Source organism: Corynebacterium sp. KPL2838, assembly GCF_040225455.1.
Classification (GTDB): Bacteria; Actinomycetota; Actinomycetes; order Mycobacteriales; family Mycobacteriaceae; genus Corynebacterium; species Corynebacterium rhinophilum.
In genome coordinates this window covers 1-11,837 of record NZ_JBEHFT010000007.1, presented here as the reverse complement: position 1 = coordinate 11,837, position 11,837 = coordinate 1, and the positions used below count along the sequence as shown (strand labels likewise).

Below are 11,837 nucleotides of genomic sequence, written 5' to 3'. Positions count from 1 at the left end.
CCCTTTCCGCAGGCGCGCCGATCCCCACGCATAACAAAGAGAATCTACTATTAAGACATGCCTATCCCCCTGAAACCCCCGTTCTCCCGCACGCTAGCGTGCGCGGCCGCGTTTCCGCTGTGCATGGCATTGGTGTCCTGCGCCGATGATGCCGATACCTCCGCCCACCCCAGTGAGCCCCAGTTTTCTGATGCCGTGGCGCAATCCAGTTCCGGATCTGCAAGCTCCGCGGAAGGCACGGCAGCCACTACAACCGATGCCCCTGCGACCTCACCCAAAAAGACGCAGGCACAACAACCCACTCCAAAGGAAGTCACGGTCACCACAACCACCACGCAGGCCAAGGGCGATTGCTCCCCCGCGTCCTTTGCTCCCATTGTCCCCAAAATGGACAACATTGTGGTTATAGATTGTGACGGTGCCTGGGCTCACTTTGGCAAAGACCAAACAGATTGGACCGTATGGGCGCGATTTAGCGAAGGCGAGTGGACAATTATTGAGCCAATCGGTGTAGCTACTTCTGGAATGAGCGAACCGTGTTATGACGTGGACAAATGGATCAAGCAGGGCGCTCCTAGCTTTGTCTCAGACAATATGCGCCGCTGCGATTAATACCGCCTAACGTACAGGCCGCCTTCGACCAACTGTCTCCGCTGCACCCAACTCACAGCAACTCGCTGTGGGTTGAGGACGTGGGGTTGGTCGAAGGCGGCCTGTATTTTATGCCTCTAAGAAGCAGTACAACCTCAGTGGCGAGCTACTTCTTTTCGGCAAAGACCTCGCGCACGCGCTGGCCCAGATCCGGGTGGACGTTGGTCCAGTACTGGTACACGCGCTCTTCGGTTTCTTCGGACACGCCGGCCATCGCGTTGGTGATATTGGTGACCAAGCGCTCCTTGGCGGCATCGTCGTAGACGTTTTCGTACAGGTCGCGCGCTTGGACGAAGTCATCGTCTTCCGCGTGGCGTACGTACGGCGCGCGGACCAAGTCCTGACCGTGGGGATCCGGGTTCACGTAGAGGTCCGCCGCAGTGGTGGTCTCTAGGTCCTCGCGGTTGTTGACGGAGGCATCATCAAGCACGCCCGTACCCTTCGCATGGCGGTTGGGCGAGTACACCGGATCCTCTGGTGCATTGTAGAAGTACTGCATTGGACCCTCGTGCTCGTAGGTATTGACCTTCTCCGCATTACGAGGCTGGTTGACCGGCAAGTGCTTGTAGTTCGGCCCGATGCGATAGCGCTGCTGATCTGCATAGGCAAAGACGCGGGCCTGAAGCATCTTATCCGGAGATAGGCCAACACCCGGCACGATATTGGAGGGATCGAGTGCAACCTGCTCGATCTGGGCAAAGAAGTTGCGCGGGTTGCGGTTGAGCTCGAAGTAGCCCACATCGTGCAGCGGGTAGTCCTTCTTGGACCAGACCTTGGTCAGATCGAAGGGGTTGAAGCGGTAGTCCTCTGCCTCCGCAAGCGGCATGATCTGCACCTTGACATCCCAGATGGGGTAGTTGCCCTCTTCGATGGCGTTGTAGAGATCCGCGCGGTGGCTATCTGGGTTCTGGCCAGCTTCCACGGTGGCCTCTTCATCAGTGAAGTTCTCTACACCCTGGCGGGAGATGAAGTGGTACTTCACCCAGAATGCCTCGCCGTCTTCGTTGACCCACTGGAAGGTGTGGGAACCGTAGCCATTTTGGTGGCGGGTGGTCTTCGGGGTGCCGCGGTCACCCATCAGGTAGGTCACCTGGTGGGCGGATTCCGGGTTGCGGGTCCAGAAATCCCACTGCATATCGGCATCGCGCAGGCCATTGGAGCCCAGGCGCTTTTGGGAGTGGATGAAGTCCGGGAACTTCATGCCATCGCGCAGGAAGAATACCGGGGTGTTATTGCCCACGATGTCGAAGTTGCCGTCTTCGGTGTAGAAGCGGAGGGCAAAGCCGTGCACATCGCGCCAGGTATCCGGGGAGCCCTGCTCGCCAGCGACGGTGGAAAAACGGCCCATCATCGGGGTGACGGTGCCCTTCTGGAAGACCTTAGCCTTGGTGTAGGCGGACACATCTTCGGTGATGTGCAGCTCACCGTAGGCGCCGTGGCCCTTGGCGTGCGGGGTACGCTCGGGCACGCGCTCGCGGTTGAAGTGGGCGAGCTTTTCAATGAGGTGAATATCGTTAAGCGCGACCGGACCCTGGGGTCCGGCGGTCACGGACGTGTTCTCAGAAGGAACGGGCTGGCCGGAAGGGCGGGTCGTGGTGCCCTTGCCTGCGGGACGCTGTCCCTTGTTCAAGATGTCATCAGCGGTGGAATCAGTCATGGTATGTCTTTGCCTCCTGGCAATCACTCGATAATTTGGGGTCAATTATCAATCACGGACAACCCATAGCTTACTACGTATAACGGCGCTGCGCTACCTTTTCCGCGCATAAGCCGCTTGCTTTTGCCCCAGCCACCGCAACCTTGGATAAGAAATGCAGGAGCTACTGGTAGATTCATTCAGGTGACACACCACTCCGCAACAGACGACGCCCGCGTCACCGAGCTCGCCCTCCGGGCTGGGCGCGGCGACCGAGCAGCGCTTACGGAGTTCATCAAGGCCACCCAGGATGATGTCTGGCGCCTGCTCGCCCACCTGGGTGGCCCCGAAATCGCCGACGACCTCACCCAGGAGACCTACCTGCGCGTCATTGGCGCCTTGCCGCGCTTTGCCGCCCGCTCTTCCGCACGCACCTGGCTGCTCTCGCTGGCCCGGCGCGTGTGGGTGGATAATATCCGCCACGATATGGCCCGGCCCCGCAAGTCCGCCACGCAATACGAGGACGCTATGAGCTCCGCCGCGGAAAACTCAGGTTCCTGGAGCGATTGGATAGATGCCCGGGCGCTTATCGATGCCCTGCCAGCCGACCGCCGCGAAGCCCTCATCCTCACCCAGGTGCTGGGCTATACCTATGAGGAAGCTGCCAAGATCGCCGGGGTGCGCGTCGGCACCATCCGCTCCCGCGTGGCGCGCGCCCGCAAGGACCTCATCGAGGGCGCAAATTAATACCCCCGGATGTTCGAGAGCCTAGACGCATACTTTCGCCGCAATACTTAACAACGTGCAGGTACTTAGGGCAGCGCAGGGGGCGCATGCGGCCTGAGGTCGGGGTAGAAAAATACTAAAGTGACGCGATTTCAGCTGTGAAGTAACGGGTGAAATGTGATTCTATTAGATACACACACGTGATAAATCGACCGTCGATCCGGGCCCGCGCGTTCCCAAAGCCGGGCCCGGCGAGTGTGAGTAAGAGAGTTTCTCCCCTCATGATTAAACGCGCAATCGGAATTTCCATGGCGTTTATTGGCGTCGTGGTGGGCGCAGGCTTTGCCTCGGGCCAAGAAGCCATGCAGTACTTCGTAGCTTTCGGTGAATGGGGCCTGTGGGGCATCGCCCTCGCCGCCGCCCTCATGATGGTCACCGGCGTGTCCATCCTGCAACTGGGCTCCTATTTCCAGGCGGTGGAGCACACCGCTGTCTACAACAAGATCGCTTCACCAGTCACCGCCAAGATCTTGGACTGGTCCACGCTGATTACGCTGTTTTCCATCGGCTTCGTCATGTTCGCCGGTGGTGGCTCCAATATCAACCAGCAATTCCCCAGCATCCCCGTGTGGGTCGGCGGCACCGTCATGCTGATCCTCGTGCTGCTGGTGGGTCTTATGGACGTGGACCGCGTTACCCGCGTCATCGGTACCATCACCCCGTTCATCATCATCTTCGTGGTGCTGGCCACTGGCTACACCATCCTTACGGCTGATGTGGACTTTGCATCCCTAAACACCTGGGCCATCGATAACGTCGATACCTCGCTGCCGAACTGGTGGCTCTCCGCCCTGAACTACACCGGCCTGAACGTCATGACGGCCGTGTCCATGTCCATCGTCATCGGCGGTAACTTCCTAGATAACCGCGCCGTGGGCATCGGCGGCCTCATCGGTGGTTTCCTCTACCTCATCCTGCTGGCCCTGCTCGTCTTCGCCCTCTTCTTCGAGGCTAAGGACGTCAACGGCGAGGATATGCCGGTGTTGAAGCTGATTACGGGCATCCACCCAGTTCTTGGTATCTTGATGACCTTCGTTATCTACGGCATGGTCTTTAACACTGCCATCGGTATGTTCTACGCGCTGGGCAAGCGCCTGACCCGCAATAACCCACAGCGCTTCTACCCCGTATACGCCGCATCCTGCATCATCGGCTTCATCCTGTCCTTCATCGGCTTCCAGTCCCTGGTCAGCAACGTCTACCCCATCCTGGGTTACCTCGGTCTGCTGATGATTTTCGTCATGGTTTATAACCGCATTAAAAACCGCGGCATGCTTGCCGATGAATCCGATCGCCGCATGCGTGCCCACGATCTCGTCGCCCGCAAGCTCGACCCGCGCGAGCGCTTTACCAAGAAGAATGAGCGCGAGCTGCGCATGCTAGCCGCAGCATCCAATATGGGGACGCAGGAATTTATCGATCACCTCGCCGAGGATATCCACGAGGAGCTCGAAGAGGACGATGAACTCGACTACGACCGTTCAGAGCCCGCGCCTTCCGTCACCTACGTCCAGCACACGAAGCCGGAAGTACCTTCCGTTGATAGTGACTTGGACTTTGGCAAGAAAGACGAAGACTAAGCTTTAAGGCCTTAACAAAGCCACACGCAATTCGGCTCCTCGCTTCCCATTACAGGAAGGAGGAGCCGAATTTTTATGCGCCGGGCAAGGCTTCGCGGCTATACCAACAGTTCTGCGATCTGAATGGTATTAAGCGCAGCGCCCTTGCGCAGGTTATCGCCGGAGACGACGAGCACGAGGCCCTTATTGTCATCTACGGTCTGATCCTGGCGGATGCGCCCGACCAAGGAATCGTCCTTGCCGGCGGCGGCGAGGGGGGTGGGGACATCGGCAAGCGTCACGCCTGGGGCATCGCTCAGAAGCTCGGTGGCCTGCTCTGGGGTGATGGGCTTGTCGAACTCCGCGTGGATGGTCAGGGTGTGGCCGGTAAAGACGGGGATGCGCACACAGGTGCCGGCGACCTTGAGGTCCGGCAGGCCGAGAATCTTGCGGGATTCGTTGCGCAGCTTCTGCTCTTCGTTGGTCTCGTTGCTGCCGTCATCGACGAGGCTGCCGGCAAAGGGCAGGGCGTTATAAGCGATGGGCGCAACGAAAGGCCCCAGGTCCTCATCATCGAGGCCGGAACCATCGTGGACCAGGTTCACGTTGTGATCACCCACGCTGTAGACCTGCGCGGCGAGTGTCTGCACGCCCGCCAGGCCGGAGCCGGATACCGCCTGGTAGGACGATACGTGCAGCTTATTGAGGCCGGCGGCATCGTGCAGAACCTTCAGCACCGGCATGGCGGCCATGGTGGTGCAGTTCGGGTTGGCGATGATGCCCTTCGGCGGGTTCTTCGCCTCCTCGGGGTTTACCTCCGATACCACGAGCGGGACCTCCGGGTCCTTGCGATAGGCCGAAGAATTATCCACCACGGTAGCGCCCGCGGCGGCAAAGACCGGGGCCCACTTCTCAGAGGTGGAACCGCCCGCGGAAAATACCGCGATATCGACATCGGCCACGGACTCTTCGGTGACCTCGGCCAAGTCCTCCACTTCAATCTGCTCGCCGCGGAATTCCAGCTCGGTGCCTGCGGAACGGGCGGAGGCGAAAAAGCGCACCTTATCCGCCGGGAAATTACGTTCTTCCAAAATGGAGCGCATCACGCGGCCGACCTGGCCGGTGGCGCCGACGACTGCAACGGTAGTCATTGTCTTCCTTTTTTATTGCTCTGTAGTGCTCTAGTTTAGCGTCCGGTTCCAGCATAGACGGTGGCTTCTTCCTCGCCGCCGAGCTGGAACTTATCGTGCAGGGCGCGCGCTGCCTTTTCCAAGTCTGCCTCGCGCGTCAACATGGAGATGCGGATTTCGGAAGTGGAAATAAGCTCCATATTCACTCCCACATCGCGCAGGGCCTCGGTAAAGTCCGCCGTCACGCCGGGGTGGGACTTCATGCCGGCGCCGACGAGGGAGACCTTGCCCACCTGGTCATCGTAAAGCACATTGGACCAACCGCCCTCAGACTGCAGCTTGCTCAATAGCTCCATCGCGCGGGGGCCATCGGCGCGCGGGCAGGTAAAGGTGATGTCGGTGGTGCCATCCTCCAAGGAGGAGACGTTTTGCAGCACCATGTCGATATTGATCTCCGCATCGGCGATGACGCGGAAAAGCTTCGCGGCCTCGCCCGGACGATCTGGGATGCCCAGCACGGTTACCTTCGCCTCGGATTTATCAGTTGCTACACCAGTAAGTACTGCTTCTTCCACGGGGATATCCTCCATTGAGCCGGTCACCAACGTGCCGGGGTCATTTGAATAAGACGAGCGAACTCGCAACGGAACATTGAAAGCGCGGGCGTATTCCACGCTGCGCAGGACCAGAATCTTGGATCCTACGGCGGCCATTTCCAGCATCTCTTCAAAAGAGAGCTTTTCTAGCTTTTGCGCATCCGGAACGATGCGCGGATCGGCGGTATAGACGCCATCGACATCGGAGTAGATTTCGCACACATCCGCCTTGAGCGCCGCCGCCAGGGCGACCGCGGTGGTATCGGACCCGCCGCGGCCCAGCGTGGTCACATCGCGCGAGTCCTTATTCACGCCTTGGAAACCGGCGACGATGCAGATCTGTCCATCTTCTAGGGCCTCGGTCAGGCGCCCAGGGGTGACGTCAACGATGCGCGCATTGCCGTGGCGCTCGGTCGTCAGCACACCCGCCTGGGAGCCGGTAAAGGACTGGGCCTTCGCACCCAAGGACTCCACCGCCATGGCCACTAGCGCATTGGAGATGCGCTCGCCGGCGGTAAGGAGCATATCCATTTCGCGCTGCGGGGGAACGGGATTGACTTGCGCTGCAAGGTCAAGAAGCTCATCGGTGGTATCCCCCATAGCGGAGCACACCACGACGACATCATTGCCCTGCTTTTTAGTGGCCACAATCCGCTCCGCTACCGCGCGGATGCGATCTGCGGATTCGAGGGAGGAGCCGCCGTATTTTTGAACGATCAGGGCCACGGTGTGGTTGCCACCTTTCGTTTTAAAAGGCACTCCTGGGCGCAGGCGCGCCACAGAAATACCTGTCGGACACTAGTCAAATTCCTATGCTACCCCGCAAGGCGCTACACCTCATCATAATTCCGAAACAATACTTTTATTTTATTCACACCCACCCCCGTGCGCGCGCGAGGCGGTGGGACGGGGGCGGCATCGCTAAGCAAAATGCATCTCCGGGACTTTTTTACTAGCGTTGAGCGGGTGTTAAGCAACTTCCTGGCCGTATTCTTCGCGCTCGCCTCCGCGCTTACGGTTGCTTGGGGCACGGTCGTTCGCCACCGCATCGCCCTTGAAGCAGACGATTCAGTCATGCGCTCCGCTATGACCAATCCACTGTGGTGGGTCGGCACCGGCGCAGCCATCCTCGCCTATGGCCTCCAGGTCGTTGCCCTGGGCTTTGGTACCTTGCTGGTAGTCCAGCCCATTTTGGTCCTCTCGCTCATGTTTACTCTGCCGCTTTCGGCCTGGTATGCCAAGCGCCCCATGCCCGTGCACGAGACGTTCTGGTCCATTGCGCTGACGGTGGCGGTCGGCGTGATGGTGGTCTACGGCCGCCCCGTTGCCGGTAATCCCCGGCCCGAATGGAGCCAGTGGTGGCCCGCCCTGCTATTGGGCCTGGCCACCCTGGTCGCGTTGGGCGTGGCCGGCCATAAATTCCGCGAGCAGCGCCCGCTCGCCCTGGGCACGGCCTGCGGCGTCATCTACGGTTTCGTCGCCCTGCTTTCTAAGGCCGTGGTCGATATCTTCACCCACGAGGGCTTGAGCGTCCTGGTGGGCAGCTGGCAGTTCTACGGCCTCATCGGCCTCGCCCTGACCGGCACCGTGGTGCAGCAATACTCCTTTAACGCCGGCCCCCTGGCGCAGTCGCTACCGGCCATGACCATCTTCGAGCCCATCGTTGCCTTTGGCCTGGGCTATATGGTCTTGGGCGAAAAATTCCTCATCGATTCCACCGCCGGCTGGCTCGTCATGGTGGCCGCGCTCGGCGTCATGATTGCCGCGACCATCATTTTGTCCCGCAACCCGGTCAGCCAGCGCAGCTAGATGGCCCACTCGAATACGGCCAGCATATAGGCCGAAAACCAGGCCCCGAAGAGCACCCAGGCACCCACGCTTGCCGATGCCCCCTTCTTGCCCACCCACGGCACCAATACCACCGCTGCGGGCAGTAAGAGGCGGGGGCGGGAGTGCATGATGCCATCGGAAAGCAGCACATTTGCCATCAGCACCGCGGCAAACAGCCAGGCTGGCAGCGGCAGGCGCCGCCAGGCCAGCAGCAGGCAGATAGGGGCAGCGATGATGACTGCGGCGCTGAGCAAATACCCACCGTTCGTGGCGCTAGACAGCGTCTCTGCTACCCAGGACACCGTCGCCCGGCCGCCATCGAAACCGGAATTCCAGTGCTTTTCCTGCAGGCCAAAGTAGCCGCCGGCGCCGGGTAAATGGCGATTGGCCCACCAGATATAGCCAGCTAAGGGCAGCGCCGATACCGCCACGCTCAGCCAAGCCCACCAGGTGCGCCGCGCCTTGAAAAGCACCATGAGCGCGAAGACCACGATGAGATCTACCGCGGTAAGGCGGACAAAAGAGGCAAGAAAAATGAGCACCCCGGCTGCGATCCAGCGCTGATCATGCAACATCACCACGGCCCAGATCGCGAGCGCGCCGAAGAGCGCCTCCGTATAGGGCATGGCAAAAACGATGCTCATGGGCGCGCTGGTGACCACCGTCGCGCCGAGCACCTGGCCACGCACCCCCAGCCCCACCTGCCTAGCCAGCGCCATAACGCCCGCCGCCAAGGCGATGGTGAAAAAGAGGTTGAGGACCATCGCCGTGCCCGCAATATCCGTGCCCAGCAGGTTACTGACCGCCCGCACCGCCAGTGGGAAGCCGGGAAAGAACGCGAGGGTGGTTTCATCGCCGGCCCCGGCATAGCCCACGCGGGCGATATCCACGTAGTAGTTGGCGTCCCATTTATTCAGCAGCCCCCACAGGGAATCGCCCTGCGCCGCGGCCAGCGCCGCGAGCACGCTGAGGCGAATCGCCGTTCCCGCAACCGCCACCAGTGCAGCATAAAACCAACAGCGCAGCGCGGGCGCGGCTGCGGGGCGGCGGGCGGTAGGAACAGTAGGCACATCAGCATGGTACGCCACGCGCCCAGGCGTCCCGCTGAATGAAATATGTTGCCACACCGTGAGATCCTCTGTAGTGTGACCGGTATGACATTGCGGAACGACCTACTCCTTATCTGCCGCGGCGGGATTTCGGCCTAAACCTACGGCCAGCGCCCCGTCGCGGAGTCTGGCAATCCTTAGCCCAGCTGGCCGTCGCACTTCCCGACACCAAACACATTAAGGACACCGCACATTATGTCTCCCAACGATTCCTTCATCAGCGCACCCCGCGAAATCACCACCCCTGCAGGCCCTCCCCGCGAGGGACAGCCTGCGTGGAATAGACAGCGCGGCTCCTCCATGCCCTTCGAGCGCTACCAACCCTTCGCCGTAGAGGTCGAGGACATCGACCTGCCGGACCGCACTTGGCCAAGCAAGAAGATCACCCACGCCCCGCAGTGGTGCGCCGTGGACCTGCGCGATGGCAACCAGGCACTGATCGATCCCATGAGCCCGGAGCGCAAGCACCGCATGTTCGACCTGCTGGTGCAGATGGGCTACAAGGAAATCGAGGTGGGCTTCCCGTCCGCCTCCCAGACGGACTTCAACTTCGTCCGCGAAATCATCGAGGGCGATAAGATTCCAGAGGACGTCACCATCCAGGTCCTCGTCCAGGCCCGCGAGCACCTGATCCGCCGCACCTTCGAGGCCTGTGCCGGCGCCAAGAACGTCATCGTGCACTTTTATAACTCCACCTCGAAGCTGCAGCGCCGCGTGGTCTTCCGCAAGGACAAGCCAGCCATCAAGAAGCTGGCTACCGATGCCGCCGAGCTCATCAAATCCATCGCCGCCGACTACCCCGATACCAACTGGCGCTGGGAATACTCCCCCGAGTCTTTTACCGGCACCGAGCTGGATTTCGCCCGCGAGGTCTGCGATGACGTGGTCGCCATCATGGATCCCAGCCCCGAGAACCCGATGATCATCAACCTGCCGTCCACGGTGGAGATGATCTCGCCGAATATCTACGCCGATTCCATCGAGTGGATGGACCGCAACCTGGCCCGGCGCGATTCCATCTTGATTTCGCTGCACCCCCACAATGACCGCGGCGAGGGCGTTGCCGCCGCCGAGCTGGGCTATATGGCCGGCGCCGACCGCATCGAAGGCTGCCTGTTTGGCAATGGTGAGCGCACCGGCAACGTGGACTTGGTGACCTTGGGCCTGAACATGCTCACCCAGGGCGTTGACCCCCAGATAGACTTCACCGATCTGCCCAAGATCCGCGAAACCGTGGAGTACTGCAACCAGCTGCGCGTCCCGGAGCGCCACCCATACGGCGGCGAACTGGTCTTTACCGCGTTCTCTGGCTCGCACCAGGACGCCATCAATAAGGGCTTGGACGCGCTGGCCGCAACGGTGCGCCCGGAGGCCAATTCCACCGACGTCAGCTGGGAAGAGCTGCGCGATGCCATCTGGGAGGTGCCCTACCTGCCCATCGACCCGAAGGACGTGGGCCGCGATTACCAGGCCGTTATCCGCGTCAATTCCCAGTCCGGCAAGGGCGGCGTTGCCTACATCATGAAGACCGACCACGGCATCAATATGCCCCGCGCCATGCAGGCAGAATTTTCCACCGTCGTGCAGGAAATCACCGATACCGAAGGCGGCGAGGTCAACTCCAAGAATATGTGGGACATCTTCGCCACCGAATTCTTGGACCGCACCACCCCGTTGCACCTGGAATCGTTTGAGATCGACAATATTTCCGCCGATGATACCGATGCCACCGTGACCGCCACCGTGACTTATAACGGCAAGGAATCCGAGGTCACCGGCACCGGCAACGGCCCCATTGCCGCCTACGCCAATGCGCTGGAGTCCTTGGGCATCGATTTCGATGTCATCGACTACTCCCAGCAATCGCGCTCGGCCGGCGATGATGCCGAGGCCGCCTGCTACATTGCCGCCGACGTCAACCAGAACAAGGTCTGGGGCGCGGGCATCGCCGCTTCCACGACCCGCGCCTCCATCAACGCGATTACCTCCGCAGTAAACCGCGCGTTGGCATAACGCGGGCGCGGCCGGGCATGGTAGAAGATCGACTATGCCTTCTTCTACCTACCTCATCCCCCACCGCGGCCTCGGCGCGGTGCAGACCTTGCCCATTCACGGCGCATCGGTGAAGGGCACGGAGGAATTTACCGTCACCCTGGCTCCCGGCCAGGAGGGCGGTTTAAGCGTGGAAGCACAGGGCCAGATCGGCACCATTAGCGCCGCGGACCGCACGGAATACCCCGAGATCGACCTCCTTTTCCGCGCCGGTCTCACCCCAGCCGCCACGGCCCAGCCGCATACCGATGGCCACGTCACCCTCCTGCTTCCCCGCCCCGGGCTCTGCCTGCCGGCGAATAATCCGCCCGGCGGGCCCTATACGATGCTGGGCTACGCCCCGCCCATCGATATCACCGATCTTCCCGCGGATCTCGATATCCCCGCCCAGGCCCGGATGCATGTGCTGGTCAACCTGGTGCCTTCTACCGACGCCGTCGATGTCTTCTTCGGCCCCAGATTCCTCACCACCCTATCCCCGGGCCCCT

Annotated in this window: 9 protein-coding genes and 1 pseudogene; 6 read left to right on the top strand and 4 right to left on the bottom strand. The window is 60.9% G+C overall.

Features of this window, described 5'->3' with window-relative positions:
• Positions 1–57 precede the first annotated feature (57 nt).
• Positions 58–612, top strand: coding sequence for a hypothetical protein (locus ABRP98_RS03845; RefSeq protein ID WP_349857593.1), 555 nt, complete (start codon positions 58–60; stop codon positions 610–612).
• A 145-nt stretch (positions 613–757) separates the two neighbouring features.
• Here ABRP98_RS03845 and ABRP98_RS03840 read toward each other — a convergent pair whose 3' ends face one another.
• Positions 758–2,308 carry a catalase gene (locus ABRP98_RS03840; RefSeq protein WP_284853990.1) on the bottom strand — a complete coding sequence of 517 codons (1,551 nt, stop codon included), beginning with the start codon at positions 2,306–2,308 and terminating at the stop codon, positions 758–760.
• 183 nt (positions 2,309–2,491) lie between these two features.
• Here ABRP98_RS03840 and ABRP98_RS03835 point away from each other — a divergent pair, with 183 nt between their 5' ends.
• Entirely contained in the window at positions 2,492–3,034 is a 543-nt protein-coding gene (locus ABRP98_RS03835) for an RNA polymerase sigma factor (RefSeq protein ID WP_349857591.1), read from the top strand.
• A gap of 260 nt (positions 3,035–3,294) precedes the next feature.
• Entirely contained in the window at positions 3,295–4,653 is a 1,359-nt protein-coding gene (locus tag ABRP98_RS03830; RefSeq protein ID WP_349857589.1) for a YkvI family membrane protein, read from the top strand.
• A gap of 98 nt (positions 4,654–4,751) precedes the next feature.
• Here the strand turns inward: ABRP98_RS03830 and ABRP98_RS03825 are convergent, their stop codons facing one another.
• The gene (locus ABRP98_RS03825) at positions 4,752–5,783 is read right to left on the bottom strand and encodes an aspartate-semialdehyde dehydrogenase (RefSeq protein WP_349857587.1); all 1,032 of its coding nucleotides are present in this window, start codon (positions 5,781–5,783) and stop codon (positions 4,752–4,754) included.
• Positions 5,784–5,818: 35 nt separating this feature from the next.
• Complete coding sequence (locus ABRP98_RS03820; RefSeq protein ID WP_023016575.1) at positions 5,819–7,084, bottom strand: aspartate kinase; 1,266 nt, start codon at positions 7,082–7,084, stop codon at positions 5,819–5,821.
• A gap of 240 nt (positions 7,085–7,324) precedes the next feature.
• On the opposite strand from ABRP98_RS03820, the gene ABRP98_RS03815 reads away from it, so the two are divergent.
• Positions 7,325–8,167: a DMT family transporter gene (locus ABRP98_RS03815; protein WP_034666781.1), complete on the top strand. Its 843-nt coding sequence runs from the start codon at positions 7,325–7,327 to the stop codon at positions 8,165–8,167.
• Here the strand turns inward: ABRP98_RS03815 and ABRP98_RS03810 are convergent.
• Positions 8,164–9,258: a putative hexosyltransferase gene (locus ABRP98_RS03810; RefSeq protein ID WP_349857585.1), complete on the bottom strand. Its 1,095-nt coding sequence runs from the start codon at positions 9,256–9,258 to the stop codon at positions 8,164–8,166. The genes ABRP98_RS03815 and ABRP98_RS03810 overlap by 4 nt on opposite strands.
• Positions 9,259–9,492: 234 nt before the next feature.
• Between ABRP98_RS03810 and leuA the strand changes: the two genes are divergently transcribed.
• Both leuA and ABRP98_RS03800 read left to right on the top strand, forming a co-directional pair.
• Positions 9,493–11,310 carry a 2-isopropylmalate synthase gene (gene leuA / locus ABRP98_RS03805; protein ID WP_349857583.1) on the top strand — a complete coding sequence of 606 codons (1,818 nt, stop codon included), beginning with the start codon at positions 9,493–9,495 and terminating at the stop codon, positions 11,308–11,310.
• 34 nt (positions 11,311–11,344) lie between these two features.
• Positions 11,345–11,837: pseudogene (locus tag ABRP98_RS03800) on the top strand (hypothetical protein); the annotation flags it as partial.

Excerpts from the sequence above, each read along its gene's own strand:
- ABRP98_RS03825 (WP_349857587.1), bottom strand. The coding sequence starts at position 5,783 with ATGACTACCGTTGCAGTCGTCGGCGCCACCGGCCAGGTCGGCCGCGTG.
- ABRP98_RS03830 (WP_349857589.1), top strand. The coding sequence starts at position 3,295 with ATGATTAAACGCGCAATCGGAATTTCCATGGCGTTTATTGGCGTCGTG.
- ABRP98_RS03840 (WP_284853990.1), bottom strand. The coding sequence starts at position 2,308 with ATGACTGATTCCACCGCTGATGACATCTTGAACAAGGGACAGCGTCCC.
- ABRP98_RS03845 (WP_349857593.1), top strand. The coding sequence starts at position 58 with ATGCCTATCCCCCTGAAACCCCCGTTCTCCCGCACGCTAGCGTGCGCG.
- leuA (WP_349857583.1), top strand. The coding sequence starts at position 9,493 with ATGTCTCCCAACGATTCCTTCATCAGCGCACCCCGCGAAATCACCACC.